At 67.7% G+C, this 16,957-nt stretch carries 15 protein-coding genes; 7 read left to right on the forward strand and 8 right to left on the reverse strand.

What is annotated here, in order from left to right; genetic code table 11:
• The first annotated feature begins 70 nt into the window (after positions 1-70).
• On the forward strand, positions 71-1,048 hold the full coding sequence (locus ACT6SE_RS11875) for a zinc-binding dehydrogenase (protein WP_046431070.1): 978 nt from the start codon (positions 71-73) through the stop codon (positions 1,046-1,048).
• Between the two features lie 201 nt (positions 1,049-1,249).
• A complete protein-coding gene (locus ACT6SE_RS11880; RefSeq protein WP_046431072.1) occupies positions 1,250-3,877 on the forward strand; it encodes a TonB-dependent receptor in 2,628 nt (875 codons plus the stop codon).
• Between the two features lie 110 nt (positions 3,878-3,987).
• Here the strand turns inward: ACT6SE_RS11880 and betT are convergent, their stop codons facing one another.
• From betT to ACT6SE_RS11900, 4 genes are all read right to left on the reverse strand, one after another.
• On the reverse strand, positions 3,988-5,967 hold the full coding sequence (gene betT, locus ACT6SE_RS11885) for a choline BCCT transporter BetT (RefSeq protein WP_046431073.1): 1,980 nt from the start codon (positions 5,965-5,967) through the stop codon (positions 3,988-3,990).
• Between the two features lie 183 nt (positions 5,968-6,150).
• A complete protein-coding gene (locus ACT6SE_RS11890; RefSeq protein ID WP_046431075.1) occupies positions 6,151-6,531 on the reverse strand; it encodes a VOC family protein in 381 nt (126 codons plus the stop codon).
• Positions 6,532-6,628: 97 nt separating this feature from the next.
• Positions 6,629-6,952, reverse strand: a complete 324-nt coding sequence (locus ACT6SE_RS11895; RefSeq protein WP_014647443.1) for a DMT family transporter — start codon at positions 6,950-6,952, stop codon at positions 6,629-6,631.
• Positions 6,952-7,305 (reverse strand): SMR family transporter, encoded by a 354-nt coding sequence (locus ACT6SE_RS11900; protein ID WP_010485170.1) that lies wholly within the window; start codon positions 7,303-7,305, stop codon positions 6,952-6,954. Before ACT6SE_RS11900 ends, ACT6SE_RS11895 begins: the two co-directional genes overlap by 1 nt.
• A 162-nt stretch (positions 7,306-7,467) precedes the next feature.
• Between ACT6SE_RS11900 and ACT6SE_RS11905 the strand changes: the two genes are divergently transcribed.
• Positions 7,468-8,319, forward strand: a complete 852-nt coding sequence (locus ACT6SE_RS11905) for a LysR family transcriptional regulator (RefSeq protein ID WP_014647444.1) — start codon at positions 7,468-7,470, stop codon at positions 8,317-8,319.
• 87 nt (positions 8,320-8,406) lie between these two features.
• Here ACT6SE_RS11905 and ACT6SE_RS11910 read toward each other — a convergent pair whose 3' ends face one another.
• Entirely contained in the window at positions 8,407-9,327 is a 921-nt protein-coding gene (locus ACT6SE_RS11910) for a M14 family metallopeptidase (RefSeq protein WP_046431082.1), read from the reverse strand.
• Between the two features lie 131 nt (positions 9,328-9,458).
• On the opposite strand from ACT6SE_RS11910, the gene ACT6SE_RS11915 reads away from it, so the two are divergent.
• From ACT6SE_RS11915 to ACT6SE_RS11925, 3 genes are all read left to right on the forward strand, one after another.
• Complete coding sequence (locus ACT6SE_RS11915; RefSeq protein ID WP_046431085.1) at positions 9,459-11,540, forward strand: TonB-dependent receptor family protein; 2,082 nt, start codon at positions 9,459-9,461, stop codon at positions 11,538-11,540.
• Between the two features lie 62 nt (positions 11,541-11,602).
• Complete coding sequence (locus ACT6SE_RS11920) at positions 11,603-13,375, forward strand: chloride channel protein (RefSeq protein WP_046431088.1); 1,773 nt, start codon at positions 11,603-11,605, stop codon at positions 13,373-13,375.
• A 101-nt stretch (positions 13,376-13,476) separates the two neighbouring features.
• On the forward strand, positions 13,477-14,193 hold the full coding sequence (locus ACT6SE_RS11925; RefSeq protein ID WP_046431091.1) for an MgtC/SapB family protein: 717 nt from the start codon (positions 13,477-13,479) through the stop codon (positions 14,191-14,193).
• Positions 14,194-14,266: 73 nt separating this feature from the next.
• Here ACT6SE_RS11925 and ACT6SE_RS11930 read toward each other — a convergent pair whose 3' ends face one another.
• A complete protein-coding gene (locus ACT6SE_RS11930) occupies positions 14,267-14,674 on the reverse strand; it encodes a MerR family transcriptional regulator (RefSeq protein ID WP_046431094.1) in 408 nt (135 codons plus the stop codon).
• Between the two features lie 63 nt (positions 14,675-14,737).
• Here ACT6SE_RS11930 and ACT6SE_RS11935 point away from each other — a divergent pair, with 63 nt between their 5' ends.
• Positions 14,738-15,565 carry a class I SAM-dependent methyltransferase gene (locus ACT6SE_RS11935; protein ID WP_032962545.1) on the forward strand — a complete coding sequence of 276 codons (828 nt, stop codon included), beginning with the start codon at positions 14,738-14,740 and terminating at the stop codon, positions 15,563-15,565.
• A gap of 80 nt (positions 15,566-15,645) precedes the next feature.
• Here ACT6SE_RS11935 and ACT6SE_RS11940 read toward each other — a convergent pair whose 3' ends face one another.
• Together ACT6SE_RS11940 and ACT6SE_RS11945 are read right to left on the reverse strand one after the other, a co-directional pair.
• Positions 15,646-15,909, reverse strand: coding sequence for a DUF6959 family protein (locus ACT6SE_RS11940; RefSeq protein WP_223224455.1), 264 nt, complete (start codon positions 15,907-15,909; stop codon positions 15,646-15,648).
• Between the two features lie 148 nt (positions 15,910-16,057).
• On the reverse strand, positions 16,058-16,900 hold the full coding sequence (locus ACT6SE_RS11945) for an OmpA family protein (RefSeq protein WP_046431100.1): 843 nt from the start codon (positions 16,898-16,900) through the stop codon (positions 16,058-16,060).
• Positions 16,901-16,957 lie beyond the last annotated feature (57 nt).

Raw genomic sequence — 16,957 nt, forward strand, 5'->3', positions numbered from 1 at the left:
TGCGGCGCCTTGTCGACAGCGCCTGCGTCCCCAGTTCGGTACAACATCAACTTTCCGCGGAACACCGCCCATGCGCGCTGCCCAGTACCCTTCCTTCGGCAACCCGGCCGACGTCCTCGCCATTGCCGATGCCACCCTCCCCGAGCCCGGCCCCGGCGAGGTGCGCATCCGCACCGTGCTGGCCTCGATCCACAATCACGACCTGCTGACCGTGCGCGGCCTCTACGGCTACAAGCCGACACTGCCGGCGATCGGTGGCAGTGAAGCATTGGGCGTGGTCGATGCACTCGGCGAAGGCGTCGACGGCCTGCAGATCGGCCAGCGGGTGGCCGCCGCCTCGGTGCATGGCACCTGGGCCGAAGCGTTCATTGCACCGGCACGCATGGTGATTCCGATGCCCGAGGCGATCCCCGACGAAATGGCCGCGCAGCTGATCGCCATGCCGCTGAGCGCGCTGATGCTGCTGGAATTCCTGCACGTCGAAGCAGGCCAGTGGATCGTGCAGAACACCGCCAATGGCGCGGTGGGCAAGTCGCTGGCGATGCTGGCGCGGGCGCGTGGCGTGCATGTGGCCAACCTGGTGCGCAATGCCGATGCCGTCGCGCAACTGCAGGCGCTGGGTATCGATCATGTGTTCGACACCTCGGTGGAGGGTTGGAAGGATCGCGTGCGTGAAGCGACTGGCGAAGCACAGGCCGCGGCCGCGGTGGATTCCATCGGCGGCGACGCCAGCGGTGACCTGGTCGACCTGCTCGGCCACCACGGCACGCTGGTGTCGTTCGGGGTGATGAGCGGCGAGCCGATGCGCATTCCCGCCGGTGGCCTGATCTACAAGGAGGCCACGGTGAAGGGCTTCTGGGGCAGCAAAGTCAGCCAGGCGATGGCGGTGGAGGACAAGCGCCGGCTGGTCGGCGAGCTGCTGAAGCGTGCGGCCAGCGGCGAACTGACCCTGCCGGTGGAGCAGATCTTCGCACTGGACGACATTACCCAGGCAGCGAAGGCGGGCGCCGGTTCGGGCCGCAACGGCAAGGTGCTGCTGCGGCCTTGAGGGTAGGACAACCGGGGTCAGATCCCTTTCCGCTGGAAAGGGATCTGACCCCCAGGAGGAGTGCGGACCAACGGTCCGCACCCACCGAGTCAGTTCGTTAAGAACCTGTGATGTATAACTGAATGCGCTTTCGTCATTGGAAGGCGTACTTGCCTGCATGCGGTACTGACGGCTCCTCCCCCGTTCGGCGTTGTCGCTTCCATGTACCGCACCACCCTGAACCTGCTTGCCGGCGCGATCGCGCTGGGCCTCACCGCCGGCGCTGCCGGCGCCGCTGAAACCGCCGATGCCGGCAAGGACAGCACTACCCTGGGCACCGTGCTGGTGACCGGCTCCAACATCAAGCGCAGCGACACCGCCGGGCCGAACCCGGTGCAGATCGTCAGCCGCGAACAGATCGAGCAGACCGGTCGCTCCACCCTCACCGACGTGCTGCGCAACCTGTCGGCCAATGCCGGCAACAGTTTCGACGAGCAGTACACCGGCAGCTTCGCCGCCGGTTCTGCATCGATCGGCCTGCGCGGCCTGTCGCCGAAGAACACGCTGGTGCTGGTCAACGGCTATCGCGTGTCCAACTTCGGCTTTGCGCTCAACACGCAGGACACCTTCGTTGACCTCAACGCGCTGCCGATCAGCGCAGTGGAACGCATCGAAGTGCTGAAGGATGGCGCCTCGGCGGTGTACGGTTCCGATGCCATCGCCGGCGTCATCAACATCATCCTGCGAAAGAACTTCCAGGGCGTGGAAGTCGGCGGCGGCTTCGGTACCGCCACCCAGGGCGGCCTCGATGAGCACAAGGCCAACCTGCTGGCCGGCTTCGGTGATCTCGAACAGCAGGGCTGGAACGTGCTGTTCGGGTTGGACCTGCTCAAGCGTGATCGCCTCGACGCCGACCAGCGTGCCTACACCCGCAGCGGCGATTTCCGCGACAAGCCCGGTGGCCGCCTGGCCGGCTGGTCCACCGCCGGTGGCAACTGGCTGTCCAACCCGCGCGCACCGCAACCGTTCGCCAACTGCCCGGATGGCAGCCAGCTGCGCCCGTACAGCGATTTCGGCAGCACCCTGCCCGGCCAGGCCTGCGCCTTCAACGCCCAGCCGTTCAAGACCCTGCAGCCCGGCGCCGAGCGCCTGCAGGCGTCGTTGAGCGCGACCTACCGCTTCAACGACAGCGTCGAAGCCTTCGCCGACGTACTGTACAGCCACAACAAGGCCGACCAGATCTTCAGCGCGCCGCTGACCGTCGGCCCGGGCCTGCGTGCCTACAACCCGGCCACCGGCACCCTGATCGACGTGCCGGCGGTGCTGCCGGTCGGCCACCCGAACAACCCGGGCAGCGCGCCGCTGCCGTTCGAGTACACCTTCTTCGATCTCGGCCCGCGCCTGAAGGACAACACGCAGGTGTTCTACCGTGCGCTGGCCGGCGTGCGCGGCAGCGGCGAGCGATGGGACTGGGAAGTGGCGGCGCTGACCTCGCAGAGCGCGCAGCGCGAATACGTCGACAACTTCGTCAACCGCTACGCGTTCGAGCAGATCCTGCGCGATGGCAGCTACAACTTCCTCAATCCGTCCAGCACGCCGGGCGCGTTGGATGCACTGCGCCTGCAGACCAAGCGGCCAGGCTGGTACAAGCTGCACGCGTTGAACGTCAAGGCCTCGACCTCGCTGTGGGACCTCCCGGCCGGTGCGGTCGGCTTCGCCTGGGGTGCCGAGTTCCGCAAGGAGTCACTGGATGCGCGCACCAGTGCACAGGTGCTGTCGGGCACCGAACTGCGCCCGGCCATCAACGTGGTCAACGGCGAGCGCCAGGTCAGCGCCGCCTACGCCGAATTGAGCGTGCCGCTGCACCGCACGCTTGAGCTGCAGGTGGCTGGTCGCGGCGACCACTACGATGATTTCGGCAAGGCGTTCTCGCCGAAGCTGGCACTGCGCTGGCAGCCGTTGGACAGCCTGCTGCTGCGCGGTTCGTTCTCGCGCGGCTTCCGCGCCCCCTCGCTGCCGGAAATCGCGCCAGGCCAGACCGTCAGCTACGGCTCGGTGATCGATCCGCTGGATCCGCTGCAGCCCGGTGGCAGCCGTGGCGTGACCAACATCCGCACCGGCAACCCGGACCTGAAGGCCGAACGCTCGCGCAACTTCAACGTGGGCGCGGTGTGGTCGCCGGATGGCGATACCAGCATCGGCCTGGACTGGTACCGCATCGAGCAGGACAACCTGGTCAAGCCGGACAGCGCGCAGTTCATCGTCGACAACCCGACGCTGTTCCCCGGCCGTGTACAGCGTGATGCGCAGGGGCGCATCCAGTTCATCACCAACCGGTACGCCAACCAGGGCGAACTGACCACCTCCGGGCTGGACCTGGACGCCAACCACACCTTCCGCACCGAGGGCTGGGGCAACTTCACCGTGGCCGGCAGCTGGACCCACCTGCTGAGCTTCAAGCAACCGCTGGTAGCCGGTCAGGCGCCGTATGAGGGGGCTGGCAACAATCGCCACGGCGCGTTGCCGCGTACGCGCGGCACCACCTCGCTGAACTGGGCGGTGGGCGACTGGAGCAGCACGCTGAGCCTGCAGTACGTGAGCGGCTACGACCAGCGCGTGGCGACGGCCACCAGCAATCCGGGCCTGCGCGACCGCGTCAAGCCGTATCACCAGCTGGACCTGTACGTGGCGTACGAAGGCATTCCCAACACCACGCTGTCGCTGTCGGTGCTGAACCTGACCGACAAGGACCCGCCGTTCGACCCGGCCGGCGGCTCCAACGGTTTCGACATCAGCCAGTACAACCTGCGCGGGCAGTTCGTTTCGCTGGGCGCGCGCTACCGGTTCTGATGCGCCACCTGTAGAGCCGAGCCCGTGCTCGGCTGCTCTTCGGCAACAGGAAGCCGAGCATGGGCTCGGCTCTGCTGGGGTGTGCGGACCAACGGTCCGCACCCACCGCATCACCGGCTCAGGTGCAGGAACTGCAGGTGCCGTTCGTACTGGCTGATGATGTCGTTGATGATCTGCTTGCGGCTGTAGCCGACCAGGTCGTAGTCCTGGCTGCCTTCGAACAGATGCACTTCCGCGCGGTAGTAGCGCTGGTTGCGCAGCTGCTGCGCGGCGAACGACGGGGTCAGGTAGCCACTCAGGATCACCCGGTACAGGAAATCCTGCTGCTCGCCATGGTTCACCGTCAGCTCCATGTCGCCGGGCTCGAAGCGCGTGGCCACGTCCCAGCCCTGCCCGCGCAGCTGTTCGGCCACCGCTTCCATCGCCGGCTTCACCGTGTCATCCATGAAGCGGTAGACCTGGTCGCGCACCGGGAAGTGCATGGCCTGGCTCAGGCGCTGGCGCCAGCCCTGATGGTGGCGATCGTCACCGATCAGCGGCGAGGGCCGGTACTGCAGCGCGCGCTTGCGGTGCGATTCGTCACTGAAGGCGCGGGTCAGGCCCCACATCATCAGCAGCAGCACCGCCGAGAACGGCAGCGAGGCCAATACCACCGCCGATTTCAGTGCATCGATGCTCCCGGCCAGCAGCAGCCCGGCGGTCAGCACCGCGATCACCGTGCCCCAGAACACGCGCAGCCAGCGCGGACCATCATCCTCCGGCGCGCCGCCGTGCGAGGACAGCGTGGACAACACCACCGCCCCCGAATCAGCCGACGTCACGAAGAAGATGAAGCTGACCAGCACGGTCACCGCGATCACCGTGCGGCTCCACGGGTAGCCATCCAGCAGTGCATACAGCACGGTCGGTGGGTCATCCACCGCCAGCTGCGCCAGCTGCTGCTGGCCGTGGTGCAGCACCTGGTCCAGCGCGCTGTTGCCGAAGATCGACAGCCAGGCCAGGGTGAAGCCCAGCGGGATCAGCAGCACGCCGAACACGAATTCGCGGATGGTGCGGCCACGCGAGATGCGCGCGATGAACAGGCCGACGAACGGCGCCCAGCCGATCCACCAGGCCCAGTAGAACACCGTCCAACCGCCCAGCCATTCCGGCCGGCCGCCATAGGCGTACACATCGAAACTCTTGCCGACCACGCTGCCCAGGTAGTCGCCCAGGTTCTGCATCAGCGTACTCAGCAGGTACTGGGTGGGGCCGGCGCACAGCATGAACAGCACCAGCGCGATCGCCAGCAGCATGTTGATGTTGGCCATCCAGCGCACGCCCTTCTCCACGCCTGAAACCGCGACGGCCACCGCCGCGCCCATCATGCTGACCACCAGGATGATCTGCACCAGGTTGGAGTGCGGGATGTTGAACAGGTGCGACAGGCCCGCGTTGAGGTGCAGCACGCCGAAGCCCATGTCGGCGCCGATGCCGAATACGGTGGCGACAATGCCCAGCGCGTCCACGGTGTAGCCGATCGGCCCGTTGATGCGCTTGCCGATCAGCGGATACAGCGCCGAGCGCAGCGCCAGCGGCAGGTTGTGGCGATAGGCGAAGTAGGCCATCGCCATCGCTGCGAGTGCGAACACGCCCCAGCCATGCAGGCCCCAGTGCAGGAAGAGCAGCTGCATGGCCTGGCGCGCCCCGGCCTCGCCCGCCGCCGGTTCGCCCTGCGGCGGCTGCAGGTAGTGGGTCAGCGGTTCGGAGACGCAGAAGAAGAACAGGGTGATGCTGATGCCGGCGGCGAACAGCATGCCGGCCCAGGAAAGATAGCTGAACTCCGGCTCATCATGGTCGGCGCCGAGCTTGATGCCACCATACTTGGACAGCGCCACACCGACCACGAACACCAGGTACAGGGTCATCGCCAGCAGGTAGTACCAGCCGACATTGAGTGCGGCCCAGTCCTGCGCCTTGACCAGCAGGCGGCCCGCACCGAGCGGAAACAGGCTGACGAACAGCGCGAACGCCACGACAACGATCGCCGCGAAGGCGAACACAGGCCGAAGGGTGCGCACCGGGGATTGTTGCGGCTCCAGTACATCCATGGGGCGGCGTTCTCCGGTAGATCAAAGGGTTAGCCGACCGATTCTGGCTGAACCGCAGTGGACAGAGCATGAAGTTGCGGCCTGTGGTCACAGGCCCGGCCCACCATTCCGTGTTATCACGCGCGCGCCGGAGCGCAACCTTGCCCGCGCGGGCCGCGGCGCGGCCACGCGCGTCCTGTCCGATCACGACATTACATGCACCGCACACAGCTTGTTGCCATCCGGGTCACGCAGATAGGCCAGAAACACCTGCCGACCGGACATGTTGCGGACGCCGGGCGGATCTTCGATTGCGGTACCACCGTGAGCCACGCCAGCTTCCTGCCAGGCACGCACGGCCTCTGCACTGCCCAGACTGAAACCGATGGTGCCGCCGTTGGCATGGCACGCTGGCTGCCCATCGATCGGCGCGGTCACGCCGAACATCCGCCCATCCTTGAAGTACAGCAGCCGACCCTTTTCGTCGAACACACCCGGACGTGCCCCCATCGCGGCGAACAGGGCATCGTAGAAGCGATGCGCGACGTCCATGTCGTTCGTTCCAACGGTGATGTGGCTGAACATGCGGGCACTCCTTGTGGAAAGCCGCAGTGTCGGCGAGCGCGGGCGACTTCGCAAATCGCCCGCACCGGTGCCGCCACGCCCGCGAAAAGACCCGTTGCTACTTGGCGGTGCTGAGCAGCAGCACCGCCGCAGTGACCAGACCGATGCCGATCCAACCGATCGGACGCAGGCGGTTGCCGAACAACAGGCGTCCGCAGGTGGCAGTTCCGATCACGCCGATCGCACCCCACATCGCATAGGCGGTGGCCAGGTCCATGTAACGCACCGCCTGGCCCAGCAGGGCGAAGGCGATCCAGACCATGACGATCGCGGCGACACCCCAGCGCCAGCGGCGGAAGCCTTCCGACTTGGCCACCATCATGTTCGCGGCGACATCGATCAGCGCCGAACAGATCACGAAAAACAGAGCCAGGGTATTCATCAGTGTGCCTCCCCGAGGGTGACGCAGACGATGCCCACCACCGCCAGCACCAGGCCAGCCAGCTGCTGCAGTGACAGGCTCTCGCCGAACACGGTGAGGCCGACCACGGTCAGCAGGGTCAGGCCCAGGCCTTCCCACACCGCGTAGGCCACGCCCACCGCGATGCGACGCACCGACTGCGCCAGGAAGAAGTAGGACAGCGCCAGCGCACCGGCCATGATCAGATAACCGGTCCAGCCGCCATCGCGGGCGGCGTGGGCCATGAACGAGGTGCCGACCACTTCGGCGACGATCGCCACGGTCAGGCAGGCCCAGGCGACCAGCGCGCCACGGGCGGGAACAGTACGGGACATGTGAAACTCCTTGCAGGACGGGGACCGCGCCGCCTCATCAATGGATCCACGCCGCGCGTGGAGGGTCCGGAACGCCCCTCGCAGACAGGGGCGACGGGGGTTAGTATCATCGCCTTTTGCGGTGGTATCAAAATGGATTCCATCGACAGGAGCGATGGATCAATGCCCTATTCCCCTGAATCCCTACAGGCCTTCGTGGAAGCCGCCGCGCTGGGCTCGTTCTCGGCCGCGGCACGGCGGCTGGGCAAGACCCAGTCGACGGTCAGCACCGCCATTGCCCACCTGGAAGCCGACCTCGGCGTGAGCCTGTTCGACCGCAGCGGGCGCTACCCGCGGCTGACCGAGGCCGGGCGCCAGGTGCTGGGCCACGCACAGGAGATCCTGGCCGCCGATGCGCGCCTGCAGCAGTTGAGCGTGCGCCTGTCCGCGCCGGTCGAGCCGCGCCTGACCGTGGTGTTTTCCGATGTCTACCAGCTGGATCCGGAGCAGCGGATCCTGCAGCGCTTCGCCGAAGCGTTCCCGGAGATCGAGCTGGAGTGGCTGGATGCCGAAGGCGAGGACGTGCTGGAACGGGTGAGCGGCGGCCGCGCCGCGCTGGGCCTGCTGCCCAGGCAGGAGCGCTATCCCGATGGGCTGGTGGCGCGGCCGCTGGCGCACCACAGCGAGTTGTCGGTGTACGTGGCGCGCGGACACCCGCTGGCCAGCGCCGGGCGCCGCGCCGCCGCACAACTGGCACGGCATCGGCAGGTGCGCCTGAGCGCGGAAGTCGATCAGACCCGCTTGGTCACCGGCCTCGCGTGGACCGCCACCGATTACCTGATGGTGATGGAGATGGCCGAGGACGGCATCGGCTGGGCCGAACTGCCGCGGGCGCTGGTGCAGCGCTATGACCGTGGGCGGCTGGTGGAACTGGTGCTGCCGGGCTGGCCGCGGCGCATCCACAGCGACCTGCTGTGGCGACGCGACACGCCGCCAGGCCCAGCCGCACTCTGGTGGGCCGACGCGTTGGGGTGAAAAAGGGGACGGAGGGGATTAAGTCGTTTGTGCCCCGGCGGTACTGGGGCACAAACGACTTAATCCCCTCCGTCCCCTTTTTATCTGTCAGCGATGGGCGAGCGCGTAATCCAGTGCCGCGCACACCGCTGCCACCTGTGCGTCGTTGCACTGCTGCGGGGTTGCCCGCGGGCTGTCCGGGTAGACCTCGGTGGTGGTGGTGTACTTCGCGCCGGTAATGCCGGCGCACAGGCCCAGCTTTACCAGCGGATACTCGATCACGCCGTGGGCGATCACCGGCGAACCGATGATCTCGCCTTTGTCGTCGGCGGGGGCGATATGGGTGACCTTCTCCACGGCGGCAATGACCGCCTGCTGGAAGGCCGGCTGCGGGGCCTCGCTGTCATCCACCAGGTAGAAGCCATCCGGAATCAGGCCCGGCTCGAACGGCTTGCCGTCACGCGCGGCCAGCGCCGGGCGGAACTCGCTTTCATCACTGTCGGTGGTCTCGTGCAGGTCGATGTGCAGCACGAACTGGCCCTTGATCGGTGCAACCAGCTCGATCAGCGCGGTCGACTCGCGGGCCGGGCCATCGGCGCGGAAGTTGCGGTTCGGGTCGATCGCATCGAAGTTCCAGCGGTTGATGCGCTCGAAGCCCCACGGATTCACGCACGGCGCCACCAGCAGGTTGGCCTTGCCGGCATAGTCGGCGGCGTGCTTTTCGAGGAACTCCAGCGCGCCCATCACGCCACTGGTCTCATAGCCGTGCACGCCACCGGTAACCAGCGCGGCGGGCAGCGCCGGGTTCCAGTCGCGGCTGCGCAGGGCGAACAACGTATAGGTCTCGCCAGCGTAGTCGAGCTGGCCATAGGCCACCTTGTCGAAACGCGAGGCCAGCGCTTCGATGCGCGGCAGCACCTCCTGGTCATAGCGACGCAGGCGCTGCTGGCGGCCACGCCACAGCTCCCGTTCCGCCGCTCCCCACGGCTGGCCAGGGGTTCCGACGGGGTAGAAGGCGGCTTGGGACATGGCGGATCTCGGCGAGTCAGGAAGCAATCGCCCACTCTACCACCGGGGCAACGGCATGAACCCGACGCGCATTCCATTGGCGAATGGAATCAGCAATAATTCTCATTTACGACCTTCCACAGCCTGCACCGATGCCCATCCACGCCCTGCAACCGGCCCGCCTGCCCCTGGCCGCCGCCCTCACCCTGTGCCTGCTTCCGGCCGCCAGCGTCTTCGCCCAGGACGGCGCTACCACGCTCGACAGCATCCAGGTCTCTGGCAGCTGGCTGGGTACCGGCCTGCATGACAGCGTGAAGCGCTTCGCCGGCGCGCGCACGGTGGTCGACCGCCAGCGCATCGAGGCCAGCGGCACGGCCAGCATCGGCGATGCCATGCGCCGCATCCCCGGCGTGCAGGTCACCGACAACTCCGGCACGGCCGGCAGCTCGGTCTCGCTGAACATCGGCGTGCGCGGCCTGACCGGGCGCTACTCGCCGCGCTCGACCGTACTGCTGGACGGCGTACCGCTGGCGGTAGCGCCGTATGGCCAGCCCCAGCTGTCGTTCGCACCGACCAGCCTGTCCAACATCGAATCGATCGACGTGGTGCGCGGCGGCGGCGCGGTGCGCTACGGCCCGCAGAACGTGGGCGGCATCATCAACTTCAGCACCCGTGCCATTCCCACCGAGGCAGGCCTGCACGGCGAAGCGGGCGTGCGCTACACCGCCTACGACCATGGCGGCGGTGACAGCACCCAGTACAACGCCTTCCTCGGCGGTACCGGCGACAACGGGCTGGGCGCCGCCCTGCTGTACTCCGGCCAGGACGGGCGTGGCTGGCGCCAGGGCAGCGATGACCGCTTCAACGACCTGGCGCTGAAGTTCGCCTATGCCATCGACGCGCAGCAGGAACTGCGTGCCAAGCTGTCGTACTACGATGTGCGCTCGCTGACCCCGGGCGGCCTGACCAGCGCGCAATACGAGGCCGACCCGTTCCAGAACACCCGCTCCACCGATTTCTGGAAGGGCCACCGCACCGGCATCGACCTGGGCTACACCAACACGCTGTCGGCCAACAGCGAATTCGAGGTGCTGGCCTATTACAACGAAAGCAGCCGCGCCAGCTCGCTGATCAACACGGCCAATACCCAGTTGACCGTGCAGCCGCGCGATTACCGCGTGCTTGGCATCGAGCCGCGCTATACCCAGCGCCTGCATTGGGGCAGCACGGTGCACGACATCACCGCCGGCTACCGCTTCCTGCGCGAACGGGGCAACGACCGCAGCTACACCGTCAGCCGCCGCACCGGCGTGGCCAGTGCCACCACCCGTTTCGACAACGCGACCGATGCCCATGCGTTCTACATCGACGACCGCATCGCGATCGGCCAGTGGCGGATCACCCCGGGCGTGCGCATGGAATGGATCGACATGGACCGCCGCCAGGCCGGTGGCACGGCGACCTTCAGCAGCCGCAACGACAAGGCCCTGCCCTCGCTCAACATCGCCTACCTGCTGACGCCGCGGCTGACTGTGTTCGGCAACTACACCACCTCGTTCGGGCCGGTGCAGAACATCCAGCTGAATTCCCAGACCGCCAGCAATCCGCTCAAACCGGAAGTGGCAAAGACCGCCGAACTGGGCGCGCGCTGGCAGGACGGCGCACTGCGCGCGGAAGTGACCGTGTTCAAGATGCGCTTCGACAACCAGATCCTGCAGGTGCCGGGGATCACCCCACCGACCTTCCAGAACATCGGCGCCACCGACCACAAGGGCGTGGAGAGCGCGCTGGAGTACCACTTCGCCGAGGACAGTGCGCTGGCCGGGCTGGAGCTGTACGCCAACTACACCTGGACCCAGGCGATCCAGCAGTCCGGTGACAACCGCGGCCTGGACGTGCCCTTCTACTCGCGCGACACCGACAGCGTCGGCGCCCGCTACGCACTGGCCGGCTGGACCTTCAATGTCTCCAGCACCCACCAGAGCGGCCAGTTCTCCGATGCCGCCAACACCTGGGAAGAAACCGCTGACGCGCGCGTGGGCCGCGTGCCGGGCGTGCGCCTGTGGAACGCGCAGGTGGCCTGGCAGGTGCCGGGGCTGGACGACAGCGAGATCGCGCTGGGCGTGAACAACCTGACCGACAAGCGCTGGTACACCCGCAACGTCGATGGCAACGCCGGCCGCATGGTGGCTGCGCCACGCACCTTCTACGTGCAGGGCCGCTACCGCTTCTGACGCGGTAACCGCCCGATGCAGTGACGGCGGCGACCACGGTGGCGGCGTATCATGCCGCCACCATGTCACTGCCTGTTTCGCCATCGCGCCTGCATCTGGCCTTCCAGGGCCTGCGCCTGCGCCTGCGCGGCAGCGACCTGTGGTTCATCGCGCTTGCCCTGCTGGTCGGCCTGATCGCCGGCTACCTGACCCTGCTGCAGTCCGGCATCGCACGCTGGCTGCAGGGCACCCTGTACGGGCTGGACGACGGCATGCGCCTGAGCTCCTTGCCCGCGCTGACCTGGACCGCACTGCTGGTGCTGCCGCTGGGTGGCCTGCTGGTCGGCCTGGTCAGCCTGGCCGCGACCCGGCTCAAGCGGCCCCTGCTCGATGCGGTCGAAGCCAATGCCCTGCATGGCGGGCGCATGTCGATGCGCGACAACCTCATCGTGCTGACCCAAACCCTGCTGTCCAATGGCTGCGGCGCCTCGGTCGGGCTGGAGGCTTCGTATACGCAGATGGGAGCGGGCAGCGGCTCGCAGCTGGGCAGGGTGATGCGCCTGCGCCGCAACGACGTGCGCATCCTGGTCGGCGCCGGTGCCGCCGGTGCCATCGCGGCCGCCTTCGGGGCGCCACTGGCCGGCGCGTTCTACGCCTTCGAGATCGTCATCGGCGCCTACACCCCGGCCGCACTGGCGCCAGTGGCGGTGGCCGCGCTGGCAGGTGCATTCGTGGCCGACCAGGCCGGCATCGAGCCCTACCTGCTGCCGGCTGCCTCGACGATTGATGTCCGCGCCGCCGACTACGCCATTTACGGCCTGCTTGGCTGCTGCTGCGCGATGGTCGGCATCGCGGTGATGCGGCTGATCGCCTCGATCGAAGGCACGGTCAAGCGCAGCCCGCTGCCTGCCTGGGGTCGGCCGGTGGTGGGCGGCCTGCTGCTGATTCCGCTGGCCCTGGCCAGCCCGCAGGTGCTGTCGTCCGGCCATGGCGCGCTGCACCTGGACCTGACCACGCACCTGCCGCTGATCTGGATCGGCGGCCTGCTGACCCTGAAGTGCCTGGCCTCGGGCATCTCGCTCGGGTTTGGTTTCCGCGGCGGCCTGTTCTTCGCCTCGTTGTTCATGGGCACCCTGGTCGGCGCCCTGTTCGCCGGCCTGCTGGCAATGGCCACTGGTGTGCCGGTGATCGATGCCACGTCCGCCGCGCTGGCTGGCATGGCAGCGTTGGCCGCCGCCGTGGTCGGCGCACCGATGACCATGGCCATGCTGGTGCTGGAAGGCACCCACGACTTCCTGCTGACCAGCGTGGTGATGAGTGCGGTGCTGGTCTCCAGCACGCTGGTACGGCAGTGGTTCGGTTATTCGTTCTCGACCTGGCGCATGCACCTGCGCGGCGAGACCATCAAGAGCGCACGCGACGTGGGCTGGGTGCAGAACCTCAACGCCGGCCGGCTGATGCGCAAGGGCGTGGCTACCGCGCCGGCCGATCTCGATGCCGCCACGTTCCGCCAGCGCTTCCCGCTGGGTTCGGGCAGCCGGGTGATCCTGATCGACAGCGAAGGCCATTACGCAGGCATCGTGCAGATTCCGCGCGTCTACGGCGACGGCGTGAAGCCGGAGACCATGATCGGCGAGCTGGCCGAGAACCGGGACGTGTCACTGTCACCGGCCGCGGACGTGGTCAGCGTGATGCAGCGCTTCGACCAGACCCAGGCCGATGAACTGGCCGTGGTCGCCGCCGACGGTCAGGTCCTGGGCGTGGTCTCTGAAGCCTTCGTCCGCAAGCGCTACGCCGAGGAACTGGACAAGCGCCAGCGCGAACTGATGGGCGAGCGCGTCGACGACACCGACTGACCCCGCAAAAAGGGGACGGAGGGGATTAAGTCGTTTCTGACACTTTCGAAATCCGCGCATGGCGTGGATCTACTGTCACCTCGACCGGGTAGACTCCGGCCATGCGCTTCATTGAGACCTTCCAGGCCGGTCCCTTCGCCGACACCGTGGTCAGCCTGCTGGCCGCCTTCGTGCTGGGCACGCTGATCGGCGCCGAGCGCCAGTACCGGCAACGCACCGCCGGCCTGCGCACCAACGTGCTGGTGGCAGTGGGCGCCGCCGCCTTCGTCGACCTGGGCATGCGCATCGCCGGCAGCGCCGAGGCGGTACGGGTGATCTCCTACGTGGTCTCCGGTGTCGGCTTCCTCGGCGCCGGCGTGATCATGAAGGAAGGCATGAACGTGCGCGGCCTGAACACCGCCGCCACCCTGTGGTGCTCGGCGGCGGTCGGCAGCTGCACCGGCGCGGACATGCTGGCCGAGGGCGTGCTGCTGACCGTGCTGATCATCGCCGGCAACACGCTGCTGCGGCCGCTGGTGAATGCGATCAACCGCATCCCGATCAACGAGGCGGCGACCGAAGCCACCTACGAAGTGCGCCTGAGCGTGGATGCCGAAGCCGTACCGCGGGTGCGCGAGCGACTGGTCGATGCGCTGGAGGCCGCGCAGTATCCAGTGGGCGATGTGCAGGTGGTCGAGCATGCCGACGCGCCTACCGACGTGATCGCGGTGCTGGTCAGTACCGCGGTCAGTGCCGACGAGCTGGATCTGGTGCTGGCACGGATGGAGCACGTGCCGGGGGTGCTGCATGCCGCGTGGGAAGTCAGCACCCGCGATTGATTCATCCACGCAGGGCGTGGATCTGCCGAGGTCGTGCTGCAGTGGATTCACGCCATGCGTGGATACGCTTCCCTCACCCACCCGCCATGCGCTGCTGTGCCCGCAGCAGCTTCCGGAACGAGCCGCACTTCCGGGCATCCTCTGCCTGCGGGCAGGCCGCCGCACGTTGCAGGTGCCGGCGTACCCGTTGCAGCTGGATGATCTGCCGCTGCAGCACATCAGCCTGCGCCAGCAGGGCCTCACGATCCAGCGTAAGGCATCCGCGCTGCGGCGGCAGGGATGCGCCGATCTGCTGCAGCGACAGCCCGGCCGCCTGGCCCAGGCCGACCAGTGCCAGCCGCTCCAGCACCTGCTCGTCGTACTGCCGGCGCAGGCCGCGACGGCCCACTGCCTGCAGCAGCCCAAGCTGTTCGTAGTAACGCAGGGTCGAGGCCGGCACGCCACTGCGCTTGACCACTTCGCCGATATCCAGTTCACGCACGGGCTTGACCTCAAGTGACCTTCAAGCGCCAACCTATGGGCGACTTCCCTGCAAGGCAAGACCATGACCCGTACACCCCCCGTTGATCAGAGCGCCCTGTGGAACGGTCCTGGCGGCCAGGTCTGGGTTGCGCAGCAGGCCATTCTCGATGGCCTGTTCCAGCCCATGGCCGACCTGCTGGTGGCCGAACTTCCGGAGACCGTCACGCAACTGCTGGATGTAGGCTGCGGTACCGGTGCCAGCCTGCTGGCATCAGCCGCCGCACGCCCGGCGACACACAGCACCGGCCTGGACATCTCCGCGCCGATGCTGGCGCTGGCCCGCCAGCGCGCCGAGGCTGCGGGACTGGACGCGGACTTCATCGTGGCAGACGCGCAGCGCCATCCTCTGCCGTCCGCGCACTTCGACTGGATCCAGTCGCGGCTGGGCGTGATGTTCTTCGAGGACAGCCAGGCCGCGTTCGCCAACCTGCATCGTGCCGCGACACCCGGCGCTGGGCTGCGCTTCATCGCTTGGCGCAGTGCCGACGAGAATCCATTCATGACCACGGCCGAGCGCGCCATCGGCGATGCACTGGATCTGCCGCCCCGGGTACCCGGCGCGCCGGGACAGTTCGCCTTTGCCGACGGCGGGCAGGTACAGCGGCTTGTGCGGGCCGCTGGTTGGAAGGATGTGGAGGTGGTTGCGGTAGACCTGCCCTGCTCGATCGCCCGCGAAGACCTGCCCACCTATGTCGGCCAGCTGGGCCCGTTGGGGCTGGCCCTGCGCTCAATGCCGGAAGCCCGTGCCGCCGTGCTTCGCCACCAGGCGCTGGCTGCATTCGCGCCGTTCATCGAAGGCGACCGCGTACGCGTGGATGCCGCCTGCTGGCTGGTCCGCGCCCGCGCGTAGGAAAAGGGGACGGAGGGGATTAAGTCGTTCTTGCCCCGCGTGTGCAGGAAACGACTTAATCCCCTCCGTCCCCTTTTTCTTTACAGCGCCTCGCCGGCGTCGGCCAGGCGCGATTCGATCAAGGCGTACCACTGCTGCAGCACGTCGATCAGCATGTCCAGCTCGGCGTCGGTGCGCTGTGCGCGGCCGCTGCGCAGGCAGGCCTGGGCTTCCTGCAGCTGGGCCAGGAACCCTGCCACGGTATCGGCCTGCAGGATCAGGCCGGGCAGGCGCCGGCCCGGGATGCGCACCACGGCATGGTTGCCGAGCTGGCCGTACACGCTGAGCGTAGCTTCCGTCTTCATGGAGAGTGGCAGGAATTGGGCATTCATCGCGTGCACCGTTTGTAGACCTGAGCCGCAGGCAGGCGTGGACGACGGGGGAGACGTTGCCACGCCTGCCGGCGGTCAGGGGGGACTCGGGATGCCGGGGCACCGCCCCGGCGCAGGAGGGTCAACGTGGCTGTGCCATCCCGGCGATCTGCACGCGCCGGTTCGGCGCCAGGCAGGCAATCAGCTCGCGCCGGTTGCGCTGCCCGCACTGCACGATCGGCTCAGCCGCGCCGCGTCCTTCGGCGCTGATGCTGGCCGCAGGCACGCCGCCCTGCACCAGCGCGCTGCGCACGGCCTCGGCGCGGCGCTGCGACAGCGCCTGGTTGTAGCTGGCGCTGCCGATACGGTCGGTATAGCCGGTCACCCTGATCGACTGCACCTGTGCGGCTTCGCGTACCTGCGCCAGGATGCCCTGCACCGCCTGCTGCCCTTCCGCGCTCAGCACCGCGCTGTCGAAGCCGAACAACGCGTCGGCCGACAGCCGCAGCGGCTGTTCCGGCAGCGGTGCCGGTGCCGGTGCCGGCGGGGCCGGTGGCCGCGGCGGCTCCAGCACGGCCGCGCACGATTCCGGCTTCCAGTAACCCGCCTGGGCGATGCCCTTGCTGTCAAAGCGGACCTGGAACTGGCAGGTGAAATACTCCGCACCTTGCGCGGTGCGGAAGTTGAACAGGTAGTTCCACTCGCGCACGCCCCACATGCCTTCATTGAAATGCGGCGTGCCCAGCAGCGTGTACAACTGCCGCTTGCTCATGCCCGGCGCGAAGCGGCGCAGGTCGGCGACGTCCGGATAGATGCCTTCCTTCAACGAGGCCTTGGAGGCCTCCGGGAACTGCACGGCGGTGGCTTCGACGGGACCGTCGGTGGCCGGCGCATGGCTGCGGCAGGCGGCCAGCAGGCCCATCCCCAGGATCAGGCCCAGCGTAGCGGCATGTTGGCTGGCGCGGGCGATGCGATGCTGTTTCATGTCATTCCCCCTGTAGACGTTTCCGCGATGCCGGGCCGCGGGTGCGGCCCGGCGGCG

It is taken from the genome of Stenotrophomonas sp. LC732 (genome assembly GCF_052446685.1).
GTDB classification, from domain to species: Bacteria; Pseudomonadota; Gammaproteobacteria; order Xanthomonadales; family Xanthomonadaceae; genus Stenotrophomonas; species Stenotrophomonas muris.

Coding starts and splice junctions, on each gene's coding strand:
- ACT6SE_RS11895 (WP_014647443.1), bottom strand. CDS start 6,952: ATGAATACCCTGGCTCTGTTTTTCGTGATCTGTTCGGCGCTGATCGAT.
- ACT6SE_RS11910 (WP_046431082.1), bottom strand. CDS start 9,327: ATGTCCCAAGCCGCCTTCTACCCCGTCGGAACCCCTGGCCAGCCGTGG.
- ACT6SE_RS11915 (WP_046431085.1), top strand. CDS start 9,459: ATGCCCATCCACGCCCTGCAACCGGCCCGCCTGCCCCTGGCCGCCGCC.
- ACT6SE_RS11945 (WP_046431100.1), bottom strand. CDS start 16,900: ATGAAACAGCATCGCATCGCCCGCGCCAGCCAACATGCCGCTACGCTG.
- ACT6SE_RS11920 (WP_046431088.1), top strand. CDS start 11,603: ATGTCACTGCCTGTTTCGCCATCGCGCCTGCATCTGGCCTTCCAGGGC.
- ACT6SE_RS11875 (WP_046431070.1), top strand. CDS start 71: ATGCGCGCTGCCCAGTACCCTTCCTTCGGCAACCCGGCCGACGTCCTC.
- ACT6SE_RS11900 (WP_010485170.1), bottom strand. CDS start 7,305: ATGTCCCGTACTGTTCCCGCCCGTGGCGCGCTGGTCGCCTGGGCCTGC.
- ACT6SE_RS11880 (WP_046431072.1), top strand. CDS start 1,250: ATGTACCGCACCACCCTGAACCTGCTTGCCGGCGCGATCGCGCTGGGC.
- ACT6SE_RS11905 (WP_014647444.1), top strand. CDS start 7,468: ATGCCCTATTCCCCTGAATCCCTACAGGCCTTCGTGGAAGCCGCCGCG.
- betT (WP_046431073.1), bottom strand. CDS start 5,967: ATGGATGTACTGGAGCCGCAACAATCCCCGGTGCGCACCCTTCGGCCT.
- ACT6SE_RS11925 (WP_046431091.1), top strand. CDS start 13,477: ATGCGCTTCATTGAGACCTTCCAGGCCGGTCCCTTCGCCGACACCGTG.
- ACT6SE_RS11890 (WP_046431075.1), bottom strand. CDS start 6,531: ATGTTCAGCCACATCACCGTTGGAACGAACGACATGGACGTCGCGCAT.
- ACT6SE_RS11935 (WP_032962545.1), top strand. CDS start 14,738: ATGACCCGTACACCCCCCGTTGATCAGAGCGCCCTGTGGAACGGTCCT.
- ACT6SE_RS11940 (WP_223224455.1), bottom strand. CDS start 15,909: ATGAAGACGGAAGCTACGCTCAGCGTGTACGGCCAGCTCGGCAACCAT.